At 74.2% G+C, this 20,995-nt stretch carries 19 protein-coding genes; 10 read left to right on the top strand and 9 right to left on the bottom strand.

Features of this window, described 5'->3' with window-relative positions; all coding sequences use genetic code 11:
• Positions 1 to 165 precede the first annotated feature (165 nt).
• The 4 genes from IPL61_03005 to IPL61_02990 all read right to left on the bottom strand — a co-directional run bounded on the left by IPL61_03005 (position 166) and on the right by IPL61_02990 (position 2,182).
• A complete protein-coding gene (locus IPL61_03005) occupies positions 166 to 675 on the bottom strand; it encodes a hypothetical protein (protein MBK9030302.1) in 510 nt (169 codons plus the stop codon).
• 2 nt (positions 676 to 677) lie between these two features.
• The gene (locus IPL61_03000) at positions 678 to 986 is read right to left on the bottom strand and encodes a hypothetical protein (GenBank protein MBK9030301.1); all 309 of its coding nucleotides are present in this window, start codon (positions 984 to 986) and stop codon (positions 678 to 680) included.
• Between the two features lie 118 nt (positions 987 to 1,104).
• Complete coding sequence (locus IPL61_02995) at positions 1,105 to 1,458, bottom strand: hypothetical protein (protein ID MBK9030300.1); 354 nt, start codon at positions 1,456 to 1,458, stop codon at positions 1,105 to 1,107.
• A 73-nt stretch (positions 1,459 to 1,531) separates the two neighbouring features.
• Positions 1,532 to 2,182, bottom strand: a complete 651-nt coding sequence (locus tag IPL61_02990) for a hypothetical protein (protein ID MBK9030299.1) — start codon at positions 2,180 to 2,182, stop codon at positions 1,532 to 1,534.
• A gap of 65 nt (positions 2,183 to 2,247) precedes the next feature.
• On the opposite strand from IPL61_02990, the gene IPL61_02985 reads away from it, so the two are divergent.
• Positions 2,248 to 2,403, top strand: coding sequence for a hypothetical protein (locus IPL61_02985; GenBank protein MBK9030298.1), 156 nt, complete (start codon positions 2,248 to 2,250; stop codon positions 2,401 to 2,403).
• On the opposite strand, the gene IPL61_02980 is transcribed toward IPL61_02985, so the two are convergent.
• Positions 2,390 to 2,545 carry a hypothetical protein gene (locus tag IPL61_02980; protein ID MBK9030297.1) on the bottom strand — a complete coding sequence of 52 codons (156 nt, stop codon included), beginning with the start codon at positions 2,543 to 2,545 and terminating at the stop codon, positions 2,390 to 2,392. The two genes, IPL61_02985 and IPL61_02980, sit on opposite strands and share 14 nt — an antisense overlap.
• A 69-nt stretch (positions 2,546 to 2,614) precedes the next feature.
• Here IPL61_02980 and IPL61_02975 point away from each other — a divergent pair, with 69 nt between their 5' ends.
• The 3 genes from IPL61_02975 (at position 2,615) to IPL61_02965 (ending at position 9,227) form a co-directional block, all read left to right on the top strand.
• On the top strand, positions 2,615 to 2,992 hold the full coding sequence (locus IPL61_02975; protein MBK9030296.1) for a DUF2809 domain-containing protein: 378 nt from the start codon (positions 2,615 to 2,617) through the stop codon (positions 2,990 to 2,992).
• A 170-nt stretch (positions 2,993 to 3,162) separates the two neighbouring features.
• The gene (locus IPL61_02970; protein ID MBK9030295.1) at positions 3,163 to 8,043 is read left to right on the top strand and encodes an SIR2 family protein; all 4,881 of its coding nucleotides are present in this window, start codon (positions 3,163 to 3,165) and stop codon (positions 8,041 to 8,043) included.
• A complete protein-coding gene (locus IPL61_02965; GenBank protein MBK9030294.1) occupies positions 8,040 to 9,227 on the top strand; it encodes a DUF4215 domain-containing protein in 1,188 nt (395 codons plus the stop codon). The genes IPL61_02970 and IPL61_02965 overlap by 4 nt, the downstream gene beginning before the upstream one ends.
• A 164-nt stretch (positions 9,228 to 9,391) precedes the next feature.
• Here the strand turns inward: IPL61_02965 and IPL61_02960 are convergent, their stop codons facing one another.
• Positions 9,392 to 9,853, bottom strand: a complete 462-nt coding sequence (locus IPL61_02960) for a hypothetical protein (protein ID MBK9030293.1) — start codon at positions 9,851 to 9,853, stop codon at positions 9,392 to 9,394.
• On the opposite strand from IPL61_02960, the gene IPL61_02955 reads away from it, so the two are divergent.
• Complete coding sequence (locus IPL61_02955; protein MBK9030292.1) at positions 9,852 to 10,937, top strand: HEAT repeat domain-containing protein; 1,086 nt, start codon at positions 9,852 to 9,854, stop codon at positions 10,935 to 10,937. The genes IPL61_02960 and IPL61_02955 overlap by 2 nt on opposite strands.
• A gap of 81 nt (positions 10,938 to 11,018) precedes the next feature.
• Positions 11,019 to 11,315, top strand: coding sequence for a hypothetical protein (locus IPL61_02950; GenBank protein ID MBK9030291.1), 297 nt, complete (start codon positions 11,019 to 11,021; stop codon positions 11,313 to 11,315).
• Positions 11,316 to 11,465: 150 nt separating this feature from the next.
• On the opposite strand, the gene IPL61_02945 is transcribed toward IPL61_02950, so the two are convergent.
• From IPL61_02945 to carB, 3 genes are all read right to left on the bottom strand, one after another.
• The gene (locus IPL61_02945; protein ID MBK9030290.1) at positions 11,466 to 12,455 is read right to left on the bottom strand and encodes a formylglycine-generating enzyme family protein; all 990 of its coding nucleotides are present in this window, start codon (positions 12,453 to 12,455) and stop codon (positions 11,466 to 11,468) included.
• Between the two features lie 159 nt (positions 12,456 to 12,614).
• Positions 12,615 to 13,118: a transcription elongation factor GreA gene (gene greA, locus IPL61_02940; protein MBK9030289.1), complete on the bottom strand. Its 504-nt coding sequence runs from the start codon at positions 13,116 to 13,118 to the stop codon at positions 12,615 to 12,617.
• Between the two features lie 4 nt (positions 13,119 to 13,122).
• Positions 13,123 to 16,392: a carbamoyl-phosphate synthase large subunit gene (carB, locus tag IPL61_02935; protein MBK9030288.1), complete on the bottom strand. Its 3,270-nt coding sequence runs from the start codon at positions 16,390 to 16,392 to the stop codon at positions 13,123 to 13,125.
• A gap of 92 nt (positions 16,393 to 16,484) precedes the next feature.
• Here carB and IPL61_02930 point away from each other — a divergent pair, with 92 nt between their 5' ends.
• The 4 genes from IPL61_02930 to serA all read left to right on the top strand — a co-directional run bounded on the left by IPL61_02930 (position 16,485) and on the right by serA (position 20,966).
• Positions 16,485 to 17,432: an alpha/beta hydrolase gene (locus IPL61_02930; protein MBK9030287.1), complete on the top strand. Its 948-nt coding sequence runs from the start codon at positions 16,485 to 16,487 to the stop codon at positions 17,430 to 17,432.
• Positions 17,433 to 17,441: 9 nt separating this feature from the next.
• Positions 17,442 to 18,791, top strand: coding sequence for an amino acid permease (locus IPL61_02925; protein MBK9030286.1), 1,350 nt, complete (start codon positions 17,442 to 17,444; stop codon positions 18,789 to 18,791).
• A gap of 66 nt (positions 18,792 to 18,857) precedes the next feature.
• Positions 18,858 to 19,676: a hypothetical protein gene (locus tag IPL61_02920; GenBank protein ID MBK9030285.1), complete on the top strand. Its 819-nt coding sequence runs from the start codon at positions 18,858 to 18,860 to the stop codon at positions 19,674 to 19,676.
• Between the two features lie 48 nt (positions 19,677 to 19,724).
• Positions 19,725 to 20,966 (top strand): phosphoglycerate dehydrogenase, encoded by a 1,242-nt coding sequence (gene serA / locus IPL61_02915; GenBank protein MBK9030284.1) that lies wholly within the window; start codon positions 19,725 to 19,727, stop codon positions 20,964 to 20,966.
• The last annotated feature ends 29 nt before the right edge of the window (positions 20,967 to 20,995 follow it).

Genomic DNA, 20,995 nt, shown 5'->3' with positions numbered 1-20,995 from the left:
GGCCGCGCGGGCGCGAACGTAGCCGGCCGGGTCGCGCCTCCGCAAGGCCAGCGCTCAGGTCCGGGCGGCGCGAGGATCGCGCTGCGGATGCCCGCGCCGCGCGACCTCCGACCGAAGGTGCCGGGCGCGATCTCGATCCAGACCGACGCGCTCCAGACGGGCGGATCACATCGCGTCGGGGCTGCCGTCGGCGCCGCCGTCGACGCCAGCGTCGACGCCCTGCGGGCGATCGCGCTCGCACGCCAGCCAGACCGAGAGGTCCGTGCGCTCCTGATCGGTCGGCTGCAGGCACGGCTGCGCCAGCGGACCGCCGGGGGTCGCCGGGCACCGCGACGACGGCATGATCGTGTTGTGCGCGTTCGGGCCGCTGCCGGCGTACTGATCGACGTGGTCGACGACCTGGAGCACGCCGCGGAGCGTATCGAAGTCGTGGTAGATCGGCGCGCCGTTGCGCTGCGACCGCGGCAGCGCCGAGTCGTGGCACATCGTGCAGTACCGGGTCATGAACGCCTGGCCGAACGAGGCCCAGGTCAGCGTGCCGGGATCCGGGCTCGGGCACACCGCGCCGGTCGAGGTCGGGACCTCGCGATCGCCGATGCAGCCGGCCGCCGCGGCCGTGAGCGCCAGGGCGCCGGCGCAGAGCCGGCGCTGGACCATGCGGCGGCCGGCGGTCACCGCTACATCCCCCGCTGGGTGATGTAGTCGGCGCAGCCGGCGGTGACCTCGGCCGGCGTGGCGCTGGTGGTCGCGAGGTTGGTGCCGAGGTAGGTCTCGCAGGCGGGCGCGGTCGCGCCGCACACCGGCGCGACGCCGGCGATCGGGTGCTCGAGGCAGCAGATCGCGATCGCCTCGGTGACCGGCAGGGACTCGACGGTGGTGTGGTCGTCGAAGCACTCCTGGAACGTGGCGTAGCTCTCGGGGTGGTCGTGCGAGTCGCAGGCCAGGGTGGCGACGAGCGTGAGCGCGAGGAAGGACGTGAAGCGCATGGGTACCTCTGAGACGATAGCAGGGAGCGGCGTCGACGCAGCCGACGCACGCGGGACGCCTGACCGCGTCGTGGGCGACGGGCCGGGCTTCGATCGGACGACGGTGGACCGCCGCCAGCTAGGACGGGGCGGCGGGGCGCGGGCGCGGCGGCGCCGGGTGCGGGGCGGGCAGCGCGATCCGCGGGCGCGGCGCCTCGGTCTCGGTCAGCGCGACGGTGATCGCGGTCGGCGCGACGAAGCCGGGCAGGGGCGCGACGAGCGCGATGGCGGCGCCGCCGCCGCACCGGCGCATCGTGGCGTGGTCGCCGCCGTGGTCGTCGTGGTCGACGCAGGTGCAGGCCCGGGGATCCGGGCAGCAGCACGCGCGCGTGGCCGTCACGACCTGCGCCGGGACCAGGGCCGCGACCATCGCGAGCGCGACCCACACGGCCAGCGCGGCGTGGAGCGCGCGCGTCACCGGTCGCCAGGCCATGGGCGGACTTTCGCCGCCGTTCGCCGGCGTGTCAACCCAGGGGCCGACGACGCGCCCCGTCGCGTGACGCCGATCAATCGAGCACGCGCTCGACCGCCGGCACCAGCCGCGGGACCAGCGCGGCGAAGCCGGCCAGGTCGAGGGTCTCGCTGGTCTGGTAGCCGACGATCACGTCGCGGTCGCCGCGGCGCCAGGTGGCGCGGAAGTGGCGCGACCGCGTGACCCCGTCGGTCGACACCGACGCGAGCTGCTCGTAGCCGACGGTGAGGTCGCCGACGGTGACGTGGGGCAGGGCCGCGAGCTTGGCGGCGTGATCGGCGCTGGCGCCGGCGGCGGTGACGTCGAGGTCGTAGTCGCTGTCGGTGCGGTAGACCTTGTCGAGCTCGGCCTTGGCCTGGCGCCCGAGCGCCAGCGCGCGCTCGACGGTCGCGCGGTTGGCCACCGCCGACGCCAGGTCGGCGGCGTCGCCGGCGCGCTCGGCGACCATGGCCTCGGCGCGGCTCGCGGTCCGGCGCGCGGCGCTGGCCTGGGCCTCGGCCTCGGCGCGAGCCCGGGCGGCGTAGCCCTCGGCGCGGGCGCGCTCGGCCTCGGCCTCGCGCCGCGCCTTGGCGGCGTAGATCTCGGCGTTGGCGCGGGCGGCCTTGGCCTCGCGCTCGGCCCGGTCCTGGCACCCGACCAGGCCGAGCGCGACGGCGACGATGACCACGGCGAGGCGAGCGCGCATCCCGATCTAGTACCGCGACCCGGCCGGTCGGTGCCACAGTCGCGCGATGGCGCGCTGCGACGAGGTTGCGCTGCGCGCCGCCGACCGAGATCGCTCGGATCGCGCGCGGCCCGGCGCTGGCGGCGGCCGCGGCCGCGCTGATCGAGCGGGTGCGCTTGCCGTCGGGCGCGCTGCCCGACGACGTCGCGATCGTGCTGGTGCGTGCGGTCACGACCGGATGACGTAACCGACGATCGCCGCGATCGCGATCACGAGCAGCACCACCACGAACCACGGCGGCCCGCCCCCGCCGGCGGCCCGCACCTCGCCCTGGGTGAGCTCGCGGGTCTCGGACAGGTGCTCGCCGCTCTCGAGGTCGGCCATACCGGGAGTGTGCCACGCGGGCGTCGGCGCGCACTGGAATGGAGCGGCGCGGCCGCGCGTCGATCCCGGGTGACCCGACGCCGACGCATGGCGACGCTGGCGCTGGCGGCGCTGGCGCTGGGCGCGGCGTCGTGGGCCTGGGGCGCGCTGGCGTGGCCGGGGCGGGCGCTGGTCCGCGGGCACCTGGGCGACGTGGCGGCGACCGCGCTGGTGTACGCGCTGGTCGCGCTCGGCGGCGTCCGCCGGGGCTGGTGCGCCGCGACCGCGCTCGCGGTCGCCCTGACGATCGAGCTCGGCCAGATCGTCGCCGGCGGTCACGCCGGGTCCGCGCGGGCGCTGGTGCTCGGCGCCCGCTTCGATCCCTACGACCTGATCGCGTACGCCGCGGGCGTGGTGCTGGCGATGACCTGGGATCGCGCGAGTCCCACCAGGGCCCCAGCGCGCTGACGTCCCGGCGGCCCGGCGACGTCCTCCGCCGTCGACCGGCGCCGCGTCGGCTGACACCGCCTTTCGCGGGCGGAATGGGGGGTGGATTCCCCTTGCGTAGCGCCGGTGCGCGCGGCTACGGTCCGCGCCCGAAACGACCCACACTTACCCAAGCGACAAAGGGGTTTAGGATGCCAGAGCACACGATCCCCGAGTCTCTCGTCGAAGCGATCAAGGCAGGGCGCGCGGCCCTCGTCGTCGGCGCGGGAATCGGCGTACCTTCCTGGAAGCAGCTCCTCGAGCGGATGAACAAGGAGCTCGACGGCCGAGGCCACGAGGGCGACAAGGAGTCCGTCAAGGACCTCGACAAGCTGCTGCACAAGGGCAACCTCGTGCGCGCGGTCGGGTTCCTGGCTCGCGCCCTGGGCGAGGAGACCTGCGACGAGCTGGTCAAGGACACCTGGAAGACGCCGGAGGAGACGCCGGCGATCGCCAAGGCGATCGCCGAGCTGCCGTTCCGCCACGTCTGGACCACGTTCCCCGGCGACGTGCTCGAGCAGGCGCTGATCGCGCACCGGCCCGAGGGCTGGCCCGAGTCGAAGGTCGTCACCTACCAGGAGCTGGGCGGGCTGTCGCGGCGGCGCCGCGCGGTCGTGAAGATGCTCGGCAACTTCGACACCTACGTGGTCACGCCGCGGTCGGTGCGGCGCGCGCTGTCGCGGGCCGTCGACCTGCGCGACTACGCGCGCGAGCTGTACGTCGAGGGCACGCTCGTGTTCGTCGGCTTCCGCTTCGGCGATCCCGATCTGTCGGCGCTGCTCGATCGCGTGTTCGGCATGTTCGAGCCGCCGCAGAACGCGCACTACTTCCTCGGCGCCGGCATGGGCCCGGTGACCGTCGACGAGCTCATGGCCGAGCACCACATCCACGTGGTCAACCTGGCCGGCAAGGGCGGCGACGACACCGCCGAGAAGAGCGTGATCGACTGGCTCGAGGCGGTGCGCGACGCCTGCACCGCCGCCGGCGTGACGCTGGCCGAGACCCGGCCCGACGCCGACGACCTCGACGGCTGGCTGGCGCTGCTGGGCGACAACGATCCCGAGGCCCGCGACGCGGTCGACGTGATCGAGCGGACCGCGCGCGACGCCAAGGACGGCGACCGCATCGTCGAGGTGTTGCTGGGCCGGCTCGAGCTGGCCGAGGAGCCCACCGCCAAGGCCGCGCTCTTGCGCGAGGTCGCGACGGTCTACGAGCAGCTGTCGGGCGACCTCAAGCACGCGTTCGAGGCGCTGACCGGTGCCATCCACCTCGACCCGGCCGACGACGCCGTCGTCGCCGAGGCCGAGCGCCTCGCGGCCGCGACCGGCGGCTGGACCGACCTGGTGAGCGAGGCCTCGGAGCTGACCACCGAGCTGACCGACCCGGCGCTGGCGTCGCGCTGGTGGACCCGGCTGGGCGTGTGGTATGGGCTCAAGCTCGATCGCGCCGACTACGCGCTGCCGTCGCTGCGGCGGGCGCTCGAGCTCGACGTCACCAACCTGGGCGCGCACCACGCGCTGGCCGAGCACCTGCGGCGGCAGCAGAAGTGGGCCGAGCTGGCCGACGCGCTCGGCGCCACGATCGAGCACGAGGCCGCCGACGCCGCCAAGCTCGATCTCTACATCCAGCTCGGCGATCTGCTCGAGAGCCAGCTGGTCCAGACCGCCAAGGCGGTCGAGGCCTACGAGGCCGCGGCCGCGCTCGGCGACGGCGCGACGCCCGGGCTCGATGACGCGCTGGCCGCGCTCGAGCGCCTGTACCGCAAGGACGAGAAGTGGGCCCGGCTGGCCAAGGTGCTCGAGCGCCGGGCCGAGGCCCTCGACGACACCGGCCAGGACGGCCGCGCGACCGCGGTCCGGCACGAGCTGGCCACGCTCCGGGCCGAGAAGCTCGGCGACCTCGAGGGCGCGATCACGCGCTACGAGGCCGCGCTCGCGAAGGACGGCGCCGATCGCGACGCGCTCAAGGCGCTCGTCGATCTGTACGACAAGACCGGCCGCTCCGACGACTACCTGCGCACGCTCGAGCGCCTGGCCAAGGTCGCGCCCGAGGGCGAGCGCCTGGCGTCCCTGCGCAAGGTCGCGGCCGAGCTCGAGGACAAGGACGGCGCGGCCGACCGCGCGATCGCGGCGTACCAGGCGATCCTCGACCTCGACGCCGGGGCCGACGACGCCTACCGCGGGCTCGGGCGGATGCTCCGCGCCGCCGCCCGCTGGTACGACCTGACCGCGCTGCTCGAGCGCCACGTCGCCGCCGCCAAGAACCCGGTGCAGCGGATCGAGCTGTACCAGGAGGCCGCGGTCGTCTTCGAGCAGGAGCTCGACGATCCTCACCGGGCGATCGAGGCGTACCTCAACGCCCTGGCGATCGACGACAGCAGCCGCGCGGCGCTGATCGCGCTGCCGCGCCTGTACAAGCGCACCGAGGCCTGGGAGAAGGCGGTCGCGACCCTGACCCGCCACGCCGAGCTCGAGGGCAACCGCGGCGCGGCGCTGTGGGCCGAGGCCGGCGCGCTGGCGCTGTCCGAGCAGGACGATCGCGAGAGCGCCGAGCGCTACCTCGACAAGGCCCTGGCGATCGACGGCGATCACCTGGGCGCGCTGCGGTCGCTGGCCGAGGTCGACGAGGCCAAGGGCTCGTGGTCGAGCGCGCTCGATCACCTGCTCCGGGCCGAGGCGGTCGCGCCCCAGCGCACCGATCGGATCGACCTGCTGGGCCGCGCGGCCGAGATCTGCGATCAGCGCCTCGAGGATCCCGCGCGCGCGCTCGGCCTGCTCGAGCGCGTGCTCAAGCTCGATCCCGATCACGTCGCCGCCGGCGAGAAGGTCGCCGATCGCCTGGTCGCGGCTGAGCGCTGGGACGACGCGCTGCCGGTGCTCGAGATGCTGGCGCGCCGGTCCGAGGGCGGCGATCGCCTCGAGCGCGGCCGGCGGCAGGCCCAGCTCGGCACCGCCTACGAGCACCTGCACCGGACCGAGAAGGCCGCGCGCCACTACCGGCTCGCGGTCGACGCCGACCCCGACAACCTCGCGGCCGCGCTCGGCCTCGCGGGCACGCTCCTGACCGAGGCCCAGGCGGCCGAGGGCAGCGCCACCGAGGGCAGCGAGGAGCGCTGGAAGGAGGTCGACAAGCGCTACCGCGAGATCCTGGCGCGGTTCCGCACCGGCCTCGCCGACGGCGAGGTCGCCGACATCTGGCACTCGCTCGGCATCACCGCGCGCGCGCTCGGCGACGACAAGAAGGCCGAGAACGCGCTGCGGCGCGCGCTCGAGAAGGAGCCCGCCCACGAGGCCACGCTGCAGGCGCTGGTCGAGCTCGGCGGCCAGCGCGGCGACTGGAAGATGGTGGTCGAGGCCAAGCGCGGCCAGGTCGAGCGCGCCCCCGACGCGCTCAAGGCCAAGCTGCTCGACGAGATCGGCGACATCCAGCGCGGCAAGCTCAAGGACGCGGCCGCGGCGATCGGCGCCTACCTCGAGGCCCAGCGCCTGGCGCCGGGCGGCCACGCGCTCCTGCACAAGCTGCTCGACGCCTACGGCGAGCAGAAGCAGTGGCGGCGCGCGGTCGAGGTGCTCGATCAGCTCGCGGCGCTCGAGACCGCGCCGGCGCGGCGCGCGAAGTACCACTACGCCGCCGCGGTGATCGCGCGCGACGAGCTGGCCGACGTCGAGGTCGCGGTCGAGCGCTTCAACCTGGCGCTCGACGACGCGCCGGCGATGCCCAAGGCGTTCGAGGCCATCGACAAGCTGCTCACCGACAGTCACGACTGGAAGGGTCTGGCCCGGGCGGTGCGGCGCCACCTCAAGCGGCTCGGCGACGACGCCGAGCCCGAGCGCACGCTCGAGCTGTGGACCCGGCTCGGCGATCTGTACCTCGATCACCTCGCCAACAGCGAGCTGGCGATCGAGGCCTACGAGATCGCGGCCCAGCTCGACCCCGACAACCACACCCGCCACGAGCAGCTCGCCGACCTGTACCTCGAGGCCGGCGAGGCCCGCCGCGGCGACGCGATCGCCGAGCTGCAGCAGCTCTTGACCTTCGCGCCCGACCGGGTCGAGGTCTACAAGGCGCTGTCGAACCTGTACAAGGACGAGAACGAGCTCGACAAGGCCTGGTGCCTGGCCCAGGCCCTGGTGTTCCTGGGCGCGGCCAGCGCCGACGAGAAGGCCCTGTACCTGAAGTACCGGCCGGCCCAGTTCATCCCGGCCACCCGCCGGCTGACCGAGGAGCTGTGGGGCAAGTCGATCATCCACCCTGACGAGGACCGCGCGGTCGGGGCGATCTTCGCGTCGACGCTCGGCGCCCTGGCCGGGACCACGGCCCAGCCGCCGACCGCGTTCGGGCTCGACGGCTCGGCCCGGGTCGATCTCGAGGCCGACAACCGGCTGCCGGCGCGGGTCGTCAAGTACGCCGCCGGCGTGCTCGCGCTCGATCCGACCCCGATGCTGTGGTTCGACGGCGGCGACGGCGTGCGCGTCGCCAACACCGTCGACCGCGGCAAGCTGGCGCCGTCGATCCTGTGCGGGCAGGGCGCGCGCACCGACGAGCGCGAGCTGGCGTTCGAGGTCGGCAAGCACCTCGCGTACCTGCGGCCCGAGCGGTTCGTCACCTACGCGCTCGCCAGCGTGCCCAAGGTCGAGAACGCGTTCAACGCGGCGCTGCTGGCCGCGGGCACGCGGCCGCCCGGCGAGTCGAGCGACGACGCCGTCAAGCTGGCCGCCGTGGTCAAGAAGGGCGTGCCGGGGCCGCTGCTCGAGCAGGTGGCGGTGCTGGCCGGCAAGCTGGGCGACCGGCTCGGCAACGGCCTGGTCACGACCTGGCGCAGCGCCACCGACCTGACCGCGAACCGGGTCGGCCTGATCCTCGCCAACGACCTCGAGACCGCGGCCAAGATGGTGGCGACCGAGACCTCGACGACGTCCAACCTGACCGTCAAGGATCGCCTGCGCGAGCTGCTGGCGTTCGCGGCGTCCGAGCAGTACTTCACCGTCCGCCGGCACCTGGGGCTGACCGTGCGGGCGGAGGCGTCGGCGTGAACCGCCCCGGCATCGGGATCGTCGCCGCCGGGCTGGTCGCGGCCGGGCTGGCCGTGGTCGGCTCGTGCAGCGACGACGGCCACACCGTGATCTGCGGCGACGGCAAGGCCGAGCCGCCGGAGCAGTGCGACGACGGCAACACGGACGAGCTCGACGCCTGCCGCATGTGCATCGCGTACATCGCGCCGAAGAACGTCGTGAAGTGGGACTTCAACGCGATGGCCGCGCCGGGGTTCTCGAGCGACGGCTGCATCGACGTCGGCGCCAGCACGGTCCGGGTCGCGCTGACCGGCCCGACGGCGATCAGCCGCGACGGCAGCTGCTCGCTGCGCCAGGTGAGCTTCGAGGAGCTGCCGGCCGGGACGTACACCGCGGCGGTGACGCCGCTCGACAGCGCCGGCGCGTCGCTGGTGACCGCCCCGGCCACCGCGATGCTCGACGCCAACCAGACGCCGTCGACGACGGTCGAGACGGTCGTCAACGTCACCCCCGACAAGTGGGCGCGGCCGATGACCGGCACGTTCTTCTTCAACCTGCGCTGGGCCGGCATGACCTGCGCGACCGCGGCGCCGCCGGTGACGACCCAGCTCGTGACCTTGACCATCGGCGGCACGCCGGTCACCGCGGTGACCTCGGCCACGACCGGGCTGCCGTCGTACCGGGTCGACGGCACCCAGCCGGTCGCGTGCGTGATGTCGACGCAAGGCCAGGCCGAGGCGATCGAGAACCTGCCGTTCGGGGCCGCCCAGCTGGCGGTGATCGGGCGCGACGGCGTCGGCGCCGAGATGTTCCGGGAGACGTTCGACACCTTCGTCGGCGCCGGCCGGTCCAACCCGGTGATCACCTTCGACGTGACGTCGACGATCGACGCCGGCGTCGACGCCCCGACCGACGCCCCGATCGACGCCCCGATCGACGCCGGCGTCGACGCGCCGATCGACGCCCCGATCGACGCGCCGATCGACGCGCCGCCCGAGCCTGGCCCGCCCGCGGTGATCGGTCCCCCCCCCGCCGGGGCGGGCCTGGTGTGTTTTTCCGTGGGGGCGCCCCAGGGCCGCTCGGGGATTCGGTATTGTCGGCCTCCGTGGTTCGCCTGTCTCGTTGGCTGGTCGTCGTCTGTGCCCTCACGCTGGTCGGCGCCGCCGCGTGCCCGCGACCGGTGCGCCGCAGCACCGACGGCGTGACCGCCAGCGGCTCCGACTCGTTCCCGTCCGACTTCACGCCGCCGGCGCCGCTGCCGCCGCCGGGCGGGGCCGATCCGACCGTGCTCGGCGCCGGCTACCTCAACCAGGTCGCGGCCCGGATCGAGGGCGGCTGGACCCAGTTCCTCGAGGACTGCCGGCTGCGGCTACCGCCGAGCCACGCGCTCAACAGCCCCACCCTCGAGGCCACCGTCCAGCTCGTGCTCGACGCGCACGGCGCGGCGACCGAGGTCACGCTCACCGCGCCCAGCGGCAACCAGGAGTTCGACGAGGCCGTGCGCGGCGTCGTCAGCGACGCCGCGCCGTTCCCGGCGCCGCCGCGGGCGTTCCTGTCCGACGACGATCGCGCCTACGTGACCTGGCGGTTCGGCCGCGATCAGCGCCAGGCCGGCGCCGCCACCGCCAGCTTGACCCGCGTCGAGTGGCCGATCGAGCGGTCGGTGCCCAAGTTCCTCGACGACGGCAACCTCGCCGAGGCGGCGCGCCGGGTGGCCAAGCCGCCGGCGACGCCGACCGCGGTCTCGATGGGGTTCGCCGAGCGCATCATGATCGCCGCGGTCCGCGAGGGCCTGGCGAGCTCTGACGCCGGCGCGCAGCGCGCTGGCCATGGCGGCCGCGGCCGCCGCCAAGGCCCGCTCGGCGGCCCGGGAGCTGCGCGCGATCGCCGACGGCGCGATGGACGTCGACCTGCGCGGCGCCGCGACCGAGGCCCTGGCGGCGATCGGCGACGTCGACGCCGTGCCGCTGCTGTTGACGATCCTCGAGCGCGACGCCGGCGCCAACATCGAGCTGACCGGCAGCGCGGCCCACGCGCTGGCGGTCCTCGACGCCAAGGCCGACCTGGCGCGCGTGGTCGCCGCCTGGCTGGCCGCCGGCAAGGCCGGCAAGGCGCCGGCCGATCGCGCCAAGACGTGGGCCGCGCTGATCGCGGCCAGCGGCGCGCCGGTGCCGTCCGCCATCGCCGAGATCGGCAAGCTGGTGGTGGCCGGCGAGCCGCGGGTCCGCGGCGCGGCGTGCCGCGCGCTGGGCACCGCCGCCACCGCCGACGGCGCGGCGTGGAAGCCGCTGGGCAAGGGCCTGGCCGACGCCGACGCGTCGGTGCGCGCGACCTGCGCCACCGCGATCGCCCGCGCGGCCGCGGGCGGCGCGCGCAGCCGCGCGACGTTCTGGCTGCTGACCCCGCTCCTGCGCGATCGCGACGAGCGCGTCCGTGCGGCCGTGGTGCTCGCCCTCGGGCGCCTCGATCCCAAGCGCGGGCTCCCCGAACTGCTCGCCGCCACCCGCGACAAGAGCGCGCTGGTGCAGACCAGCCTGGCCGAGGCGCTGGTCCGGGCGGGCGAGCTGGATCGCGCCGTCGCGCTCCTCGGGCACGAGCAGGTCGGCGTGCGCCAGGCCGCCGCGCTGGCGCTGGCGAAGCTCGCGGGCAGCGCCGGTCAGGCGAAGCTGGCGAGCCACGTCGACGTCGACGTCGGCGTGCGCCTGGTGGTCATCGGCGTGCTCACCGATCGCGCGGCGCTCGCCGCCAGCGCGAGCGACCCGGATCCCGCGGTCGCCGCCGCCGCCATCTTGCGCCTCGTGGTGGTGTCGGGGCGCGAGGCCACGATGACCAGCTCGGTCAGCGTCGTCGCCGAGGCCGCGGCCGGCACCGCCGCGCGGGTCCAGGCCGCCGGCGCCTGGCTCGCGGCGCCGTGAACCGCGTCCATGAGCCAGGCAACCCGCGCGCCGGGTCGCGCGTCTTACGTGGACGTGGCCGCCATGCTATCTAGCCGACCTATGGCTCGTGTCGTCGCCTCGTGGCTGCTCACCGCCCTCGTGCTCACCGGCGCCGCTGGCTGCAAGCAGGGTGAGGGGGAGCCGTGCCAGTACACCTCGGACTGCGCCTCGGGGCTGACCTGCGTCGTGTCGTCCCACGTGTGCCAGAGCGGCGTGTCGATCGATGACGGCGGCACCGGCGGCGTCGACGCGCCCAACGACTCCGGCATCGACGCGGTCGTCCCGGACGACGCGCCGTCGGTGATCGACGCGACGCCCCTGGACGCCGATCTCGTCGACGCCGCGCCCGACGCCTGAGGTCCAGACGGCCTGTCGCCAGGCCCAGGCAGTGCAGGGGTCGTGCAGGGGTCGTGCAGGGGTCGTGCAGGGGTCGTGCAGGGGTTGCGCCGCGGTCCGGGCGAGCCCGCTGACCTTGATCCCTCCACCAGCGGCGTCTGCCGACACCCCTCAGGGCAGGCGCGGCGTGGTCGTGATCGGCGCGCGGACCGCGACCGGCAAGCTCGCGCCGTAGACACAGCGAAACCCGATGTGGGTCGCGCGGGTCTCGGGCGGCATGAACATGCTCATGTAGTGCGGGATGTCGGTGCGGCCGAGGAACGGCGGGTCGCGCCACGAGCCGCCGCGCACCATCGCCAGATCGCGGCCCAGGTCGGGCAGGCGCAGCGGGTTGACGTCGGGCAGGCCGATGAACCCGTCGACCGACATCGCGTCGGCCACCCACTCGGCGACGTTGCCGGCCTGGTCGCTGGTGCGGTACGGCCCGTCGGACGCCGGGGACCGCCCGGGCCGGGCCAGGAGCTCGACGCCGTCGCTGTCGTCGGGATCGCCGAGGGACCGCAGGTTGTCGTCGGACTGGCGCAGGACCTCGTCGAGCTCGGCCAAGTCGTGCGGCGGGTCGTCGCCCCACGGCCAGGTGCGGAAGTCGGTGCCGCGCGCGGCCTTCTCCCACTCGGCCTCGGTCGGGAGCCGGCCGCCGCGCCAGCGGCACATCGTCTCGGCCTCGGGCCGAGTGACGTCGACCTGCGGCAGGTCGTCGGCCAGGTAGCGCGGGTCGCCATCGACCAGCGGCTCGAGCGGGCAGCCGGCGGCGTGCACGCACGCGCGATACTCGGCCACGGTCACCTCGTGGCGATCGATCCAGAACCCGTCGAGCCACACCTCGCGCGGGCTCCTCGTCGACAGCACGTTGATCCAGGCCACGCACGGGTCGACCTGGAACAGGCTGCCCAGCGTCTGGGCGCGCTGGCACTCGGCCTGGAGGGTCTCGAGGTCCTCCGGCGGCGTGCCCATGATGAAGCGGCCGGGCGCGACCCAGCTCCTGGTCGGGGGCGGGGCCTCGATCCGGACCAGCCGGCCGCGGCGGCCACCGGCGTGCGCGCCGCCGAGCAGCGCCGCCAGGACGGCGGCGACCAGCGCGGAGCGGTGCCAGGCGCGCACGCGCGCAGCCCCCCCCCCCCCCCCCCCCCCCCCCCCCCCCCCCGGCCCCCCGCCCGCCCCCGCGGACCGCGTCAGGCTGGGCGAGCTGCGGCGTCAGCTGCGGCGTCGGCCGCGTGACGGTCGCGCGCCGACCGATCGATCGCCTCGGGGCGGCGCCGGTCAGACGTCTTCGTCGGGCGGGCCGACCTCGAGCCACTCGACCGAGCTGATCGTGAACTCGCGCTTGCCCTTGGGCGTCGTGATCGTGACGTCGTCGCCGACCCGCTTGCCGAGCAGGCCGCGCGCGACCGGCGCCACCAGCGAGATCCGGCGCTTCTTGATGTCGGCCTCGTGCTCGCCGACGATCGTGTAGACCGAGGTCTCGCCGGTGTCGGCGTCCTCGATCGTCACCGTGCCGCCGAACTGGACCCGGTCGCCGGACAGCTTGGTGGGGTCGATCACCTCGGCCAGCGCCAGCTTGGCGTCGTAGTCGCGGATCTTGGCCTCGATCATGCCCTGCTCCTCCTTGGCGGCGGAGTAGTCGGCGTTCTCGGACAGGTCGCCGTGGCCACGCGCGATCTCGATCGCCTTGGCGTTGTTGGGACGCGCGACCTCCTTGAGGTACTTCAGCCGCTTCTTCATCCAGGCCTGGCCGGCCGGGGTCATCGGGTACTTGTCAGCCATGGCTTCACCGTGCCGCGGGGGGCGCACCCGCGAGCGATCCTTGGTACCCCTGGAGGGCGCACACCCGCAAGGTGTGCTGGCGCAAGAGCGTGATCGCCGCCAGCGCGGCCCGGGCGCCGCGGATGGTGGTGAAGTAGGCGATGCCGTTGCGCAGCGCGCCGCGGCGGAGCGACTGCGAGTCGAGGATGGCCTGGGCGCCCTCGGTGGTGTTGACGACGAAGTCGATCTCGCGGTTGTCCATCGCGTCGACGCAGTGGGGCCGGCCCTCGAGCACCTTGTTGATGCCGCGGGCGGCGACGCCGGCCGCGACCAGCGACTTCGCGGTGCCGTGGGTGGCGATGATCTCGAACCCGAGCGCCAGCAGCGCGCGCGCGACCTCGGTTGCGGCGGCCTTGTCCGAGTCCCGGACCGACAGGAACGCGACGCCGCTGGTGGGCAGCGTGACGCCGGCCGCCTCCTGGGCCTTGAGGTAGGCCTCGGCGAAGGTCGGCCCCAGGCCCATGACCTCGCCGGTCGAGCGCATCTCCGGGCCGAGGATCGTGTCGACCTCCTCGAACTTGACGAACGGGAACACCGACTCCTTGACCGAGACGTGCGCGGGCGTGGTCTCGACCACGCCGAGCTCGGCCAGGGTCTTGCCGGTCATCACCTTGGCCGCGACCTTGGCCAGCGGCACGCCGATCGCCTTGGACACGAACGGGACCGTGCGCGACGCCCGCGGGTTGACCTCGAGCACGTAGACCTCGCCGTCGTGGACCGCGAACTGCGTGTTCATCAGGCCGACGACGCCCAGCTCGATCGCCAGGGCCCGGGCCTGGCGCGCGACCTCGGCGATGATCGCCGGCGGCAGCGAGTACGGCGGCAGCGCGCAGGCCGAGTCGCCCGAGTGGATGCCGGCCTCCTCGATGTGCTCCATGACGCCGCCGACGACGACCGCGCCGGTGCGATCGGCGACGACGTCGACGTCGAGCTCGACCGCGTCGTGGAGGAACTCGTCGACCAGCAGCGGGAACGAGATGCCGGCGGCGGCGCCGCGATCGCCCGCGCCGTGGCCGAGGTGGCGGACGAAGTAGTCCTCGAGGGCGGTCGGGTCGAAGATGCGCTCCATCGCGCGCCCGCCGAGCACGTAGCTCGGGCGGATCATCACCGGGTAGCCGATCCGGGCGGCCTCGGCCCGGGCCTCCTCGGCCGAGTGGGCGATGCCCCAGCGCGGCGCCCGCAGCGCCAGCTTGGTCAGCACGTCGCCGAACCGCTCGCGATCCTCGGCCCGATCGATCGCGTCGGCGCTGGTGCCGAGGATCGGCACGCCGGCCTCGGTCAGCGCCACCGCCAGCTTGAGCGGGGTCTGGCCGCCGAACTGCACGATCACGCCCCACGGTCGCTCGCGGTCGCAGATCGCCAGCACGTCCTCGAGCGTCAGCGGCTCGAAGTACAGCCGGTCCGAGGTGTCGTAGTCGGTCGAGACCGTCTCGGGGTTGCAGTTGATCATGATCGACTCGAGCCCGAGCTCGGCCAGCGCCATCGACGCGTGGACGCAGCAGTAGTCGAACTCGATGCCCTGGCCGATCCGGTTGGGGCCGCCGCCGAGGATGATCACCTTGCGCGCGTCGGTCGGCGCCGCCTCGCACTCGTCCTCGTAGGACGAGTAGAAGTAGGGCGTGTGGGCCTCGAACTCGGCGGCGCAGGTGTCGACGCGCTTGTAGACCGGCACGACCCCGGCGGCCTTGCGCGCCGCCCGGACCTCGGCCTCGCTGGCGCCGGTCAGCGCGGCGATCCGGCGGTCGGAGATGCCGCCGCGCTTGTAGCGGCGCAGGTCGCCCGGGCCGATCGCGGCCAGGCCGCCGGCCTCGCCGATCGCGATCTCGTCGGCGGCCATCGCGTAGATCTGGCGCAGGAACCACGGATCGATCCGGGTCAGCTCGTGGGCGCGCTCGAGCGTCAGGCCGAGCTGGAAGCCCCGGGCGAGCTGGAACAGGCGCTCCGGCCCCGGCACCGCCATGGCCCGCTCGAGGCCGGGCAGATCGTCCTGCAGCGGGCCGAGCGGCGCGTCGAAGCCGGCCCGGCCGGTCTCGAGCGAGCGGATCGCCTTGCCCAGCGCCTCGCGGAAGGTCCGCCCGATCGCCATGGCCTCGCCCACCGACTTCATCTGCGGGCCGAGCGTCGTGCGCGCGGCCGGGAACTTCTCGAACGCGAACCGCGGCCACTTGACGACCACGTAGTCGATCGTCGGCTCGAACGACGCCGGCGTGGTGCGGGTGATGTCGTTCTTGAGCTCGTCGAGCGTGTAGCCGATCGCCAGCTTGGCGGCGATCTTGGCGATCGGGAAGCCGGTCGCCTTCGACGCCAGCGCCGAGCTGCGCGACACCCGCGGGTTCATCTCGATCACCAGCTGGCGGCCGGTGGCCGGATCGACCGCGAACTGCACGTTCGAGCCGCCGGTGGTGACGCCGATCTCGCGCATGATCGCGATCGAGGCGTCGCGCATGCGCTGGTACTCCTTGTCGGTCAAGGTCATCGCCGGCGCGACGGTGATCGAGTCGCCGGTGTGCACGCCCATCGGATCGAGGTTCTCGATCGAGCAGATGATGATCGTGTTGTCCTTGGTGTCGCGGACGACCTCGAGCTCGTACTCCTTCCAGCCGAGCACGCTCTCCTCGAGCAGCACCTGGTGGACCGGCGACATGTCGAGCGCGAACTGGACCATCCGGTCGAGCTCGCGCGCGTTGTAGGCGATGCCGCCGCCGGAGCCGCCGAGCGTGAACGACGGCCGCAGGATCGCCGGGAAGCCGATGTCGTCGATCGCGGCCCGGGCCGCCTCGACCGAGGCGACGACGATCGAGCGCGGGCACGCCAGGCCGATCCGCGCCATCGCCTGCTTGAACAGCTCGCGGTCCTCGGCCATCTCGATGGCCGCGACCGACGCGCCGATCAGGCGGGTGCCGTGCTTGGCCAGGATCCCGGCCTTGTGCGCGTCCATTGCCAGGTTGAGCCCGGTCTGGCCGCCGAGCGTCGGCAGGATCGCGTCGGGCCGCTCGATCGCCAGGATCGCGTCGAGCACCGCGACCGTGAGCGGCTCGACGTAGGTCGCGTCGGCCAGCTCGGGGTCGGTCATGATCGTGGCCGGGTTCGAGTTGATCAGGATGACCCGCAGCCCCTCCTCGCGCAGCGCCTTGCACGCCTGCGTGCCCGAGTAGTCGAACTCGCAGGCCTGGCCGATGACGATGGGGCCGGAACCGATGATGAGGACCGATCGGAGGTCATCCTGGCGCGGCATGGCCGGATCCTTACCGCGGGCGCTCGGGCCAGTCACCACCCCCGGGCCCACGCCGGCGCGAGATCGTCCCCTGACCGTCGTACACTGGCGCGATGTCACGGATCGCCCAGGGCCTGACCAGCGCGATGTTCCACGGCCTGTCCCGGGTCGGGCGCTGGCACCCCCACGCCCGGCCGGCGCGCCACGGGGTCGAGGTCGAGACCGACGTGGCCTACGGCCCCGACCCGCTGCACGTGCTCGACGTCTACCACCCGCGCCACCGCCCCACGCCCTTGCCGGTGGTGTTCTACGTCCACGGCGGCGCGTTCCGGATCCTGTCGAAGGACACCCACTGGCTGATGGGCCTGGCGTTCGCGCGCCGCGGCTACCTGGTGGTCAACATCTCCTACCGGCTGGCCCCGACCCACCGCTACCCGGCCGCGATCGAGGACACCTGCCGGGCCTGGCTGTGGATGCTGGCCGAGCTGCCGCGCCTGGGCGGCGACCCGACCCGGATCGCGGTCGCCGGCGAGTCGGCGGGCGGCAACCTGGTCACCGCGCTGACCCTGGCCGCGTGCCAGCGCCGCGACGAGCCGTTCGCGCGGGCGGTGTTCGACGCCGGCGTGGTGCCGCGCGCGGCGCTGCCGTTCTGCGCGCTCCTCGAGGTGTCGCGGCCCGAGCGGTTCGCGGCCCGGCGGGCGCTGCCGCCGTGGATCCAGGGAATGCTCGAGCGGACCTCGACGTCGTACCTGGGTGACGCCCCCGCCGGCCGGTTCCGCGATCTGGCCGACCCGCTGGCGGTGCTCGAGCGGGGCGACGCGGTCGAGCGGCCGCTGCCGCCGGTGTTCGCGCCGGTCGGCACGCGCGACCCGCTCCTCGACGACACCCGCCGGCTCGAAAAGGTGCTCACCGCCCGGGGTGTCCCGTGCGAGGCGAGGTATTACCCCGGCGGTGTCCACGCCTTCCATGCCTTCGTGTGGCAGCCGCAGGCGCGCCAGTGCTGGCGGGACGCGCTGGGGTTCCTCGACCGGCACGTCGGCCGGGCCACGCCCGCCCGCTAGCGAGCGCGCGTGAGCTACGGCAAGCTCGGCCTCGGCACCGCCGCGGCGCTGGTGATCGCCAACATCATCGGCACCGGCATCTTCACCAGCACCGGGTACCAGGCCCAGTCGCTGTTCGACGGCGGCACGATGCTGGTGGCGTGGCTGGTCGGCGGCGTGCTCGCGCTGGCCGGCGCCGCCTGCTACGCGGAGCTGGGCGCGATGATGCCGCGGGCCGGCGGCGAGTACGTCTACCTGCGCGAGGCCTACCACCCGGCGATCGGCGCGATGTCGGGCTGGGTGTCCTTGACCGCCGGGTTCTCGGCGGCGATCGCGGTCAGCGCGCTGGGGTTCGCGACCTACCTCGGCGACGTCGTGCCCGGCATCGAGGCCGGCCTGGCCCAGCGGCTGATCGCGGTCGGGCTGGTGATCGCGGTGACCGGCATGCACTCGCTCGACACCGTCGTCGGCGGGCGGATCCAGACGATCTTCACGATCGCCAAGGTCGGCCTGCTGGTCGTGTTCATCGTCGCCGGGCTGGCGTTCGGTCACGGCGACTGGAGCCACTTCGCGGCCCGGGCCGGCGGCATCACCAAGAACGTGCCCACCGGCGCGTTCGCCGAGTCGCTGTTCTGGGTCGGCTTCGCCTACACCGGCTGGAACGCCGCGGCGTACCTGGCCAGCGAGCTGCGCGATCCGCAGCGGACGCTGCCGCGGGCGCTGTTCATCGGCACCGCCGGCGTGATCGTGCTGTACCTGCTGGTCAACGTCACGTTCCTGTACGCGCTGTCGCCCGAGGAGCTGGGCGCGCCGATCGTCGACGTCGGCGCGGCCGCGGCCGCCGCGCTGTTCGCGCCCGGCGTCGGCAAGGCCATGGCGGTGCTGGTGTCGCTGGCGCTGGTGTCGTCAGTGAGCGCGATGGTGATGGCCGGGCCGCGGGTGTACGCGGCGATGGCGGAGGACGGGGCGCTGCCGGCGGTGCTGGCCCGGCGCACCGCGCGCGGCGTGCCCGCGGTCGCGGTGACGATCCAGGGCGTGATCGCCGCGATCTTCATCCTCGTCGGCGACCTCGGCAAGCTCATCCAGTACATCCAGTTCACGCTGTTCGTCAGCTCCGCGCTCGCCGTCGGCGCGGTCTACGTGCTGCGCGTGCGGCAGCCCGACCTGCCGCGGCCGTACCGGACCACGCTGTACCCGCTGACGCCGGCGGTGTTCCTGATCCTCGCCGGCTGGTCGATCTACATCCAGGTCAAGGCCCACCCGTGGGGCTCGGCCGCCGGGACCCTGACCCTGGTCGTCGGCGGCGCGCTCTACGGCCTGATCGAGCTGCGCAAGCGGCCGCGGCCGGCGCCGCTGCCGACCGCGACCGCGATCGACTGACGCGCGATCGACCGACCCGCATCGACGGCCCCGGGCGCAGGCCGCGGTTGGTCGTATGCTGTGCCCATGCGGGCCCTCGTCGTCGCCTGGGTGATCGCGTCGGCCGGCGCCGCGGCGGCGCAGCCGTGGACCGAGCCCGATCCGGCGGCGGTGGTGGGCACGTGGCGGGGCTCGGTGGCGTGGAAGCAGTGCGCGATCGACGGCGCGGCCCGGGTCACGCTGGTGGTCGCGCGCGACGGCTCAGGCTATCGGCTCGATCTGGCGCCGCTGGCCGACGGCCTCGGGAGCGAGAGCTTCGCGCCGACCGGCGGGCCAGCGCTCGAGGCCCACCGCGCCGACCTGCACGCGACCTGGACCGGCGCCAGGCCGGGGCGGGCGCGGCTGCGGCTGGCGCTGGGCGGCGGCTGCGTCGCCACGGCAGCCCTGCGGCGCGCGACCGTGGGCGCGGCCGCGTGCGACGAGATGATCGCCCTCGCGGCGATCGCGCGGACGTGCGCGGCGCTGCCTGAGCCCACCTCACCCGAGGTCGACGGGCTCGTGGCCCGGCTGGTCGGCGGGCGCCGCGCCGCCGGCGCGCGGCGGGCGTGCGCCCAGGCGGCCGCGCCCCTGCGCGCGGCGCTGGTCACCGCCGGGTGCGTGCCGGCGCCGATCGAGCGGCCGCGCGGCCCGGCGGTCGTCGAGTGCGACGCGCTGATCGCGACGGTCATGCGCGCGGTCCGATGCGACCGCATCGCGGTCGACGTCAAGCAGCGGTTCCTCGATCAGGTGCGGATCATCGCGCGCAGCGCCGCCGTGGCCGAGCCGATCGAGCGCGCGGCGCTGATCGACAGCTGCCGCACGACCGCCGCCGAGCTCGACGATCTCTTGCCGCGCCTGGGCTGCTGACGGCGCCCGCGCTTGCGGCGCGGCGACGGAGGCGTCATGGTCGCCGCCATGGTCGCGCCCGCGCTCCCGCGCACGTCGTTCCCCAAGAGCGAGATCTCGGTCCTGCTGCTCGAGAACATCCACGCCTCGGCCGACGAGCTGATCGCCCCCGAGGGCTGGAAGGTCGAGCGCGTCAGCGGGGCGCTGCGCGAGGCCGAGCTGATCGAGCGCATCCGTGATGTCCACCTGCTGGGCATCCGGTCCAAGACCCGGGTCACGCCGGCGGTCCTGGCCGAGGCCCGGCGCCTGCTGGCGATCGGCGCGTTCTGTATCGGCACCAACCAGATCGCGTGCGGCGCGGCCGCGCGCGCCGGCGTCCCGGTGTTCAACGCGCCGTACTCGAACACGCGGTCGGTGGCGGAGCTGGTGCTGGCGGAGATCGTGTTCCTGGCCCGCCAGCTCGGCGATCGCGCGCGCGAGGTCCACGACGGCCGCTGGCGCAAGGTCTCGGCCGGCTGCCACGAGGTGCGCGGCAAGACCCTCGGCATCATCGGCTACGGCCACATCGGCACGCAGGTCGGCGTGCTGGCCGAGGCGTTCGGCATGCGGGTCCTGTACTTCGACATCGCCACCAAGCTGGCGGTCGGCAACGTCCGGCCCGTGCCCGAGCTGCGCGCGCTCCTGGGCGCCAGCGACTTCGTGACGCTGCACGTGCCCGAGACCCTGCAGACCCAGGGCATGATCGGCGCCGCCGAGCTGGCGGCGATGCGGCCGGGCGCGCACCTGATCAACGCCAGCCGCGGCACCGTCGTCGACGTCGAGGCCCTGGCCGACGCGGTCCGGCGGGGCCACCTGGCGGGGGCCGCGGTCGACGTGTTCCCCGAGGAGCCCGAGGGGGCCAGCGACGACTTCCAGTCGCCGCTGCGCGGCGTGCCCAACGTGATCCTGACGCCGCACATCGGCGGCTCGACCGAAGAGGCCCAGGAGAACATCGGCCGCGAGGTCGCGACCTCGCTGATCAAGTTCGTCAACTCGGGCACGACCACCGGCGCGGTCAACTTCCCGCACGTCGAGCTGGCCCAGTCGCCCGGCGCCCACCGCCTGCTCAACATCCACCGGAACGTGCCCGGCGTGCTGCGCGACATCAACAGCATCGTCAGCGACCTGGGCGCCAACATCCGGGCCCAGCTGCTCGCGACCGACGCCGACGTCGGCTACCTGGTCATGGACCTCGACCAGGACGTGTCCGACGACGTCCACCGCGCCGTCGCGGCGCTGTCCAACAGCGTCAAGACCCGGATCCTGTACTGACGGGCCGACGGGTCGAACGACGCCGGGCG

It is taken from the genome of Myxococcales bacterium (assembly GCA_016717005.1).
GTDB lineage: Bacteria > Myxococcota_A > Polyangia > Haliangiales > Haliangiaceae > UBA2376.
The sequence above is the reverse complement of the archived record's forward strand: the minus strand, read 5'-3'. Positions and strand labels throughout refer to the sequence as shown.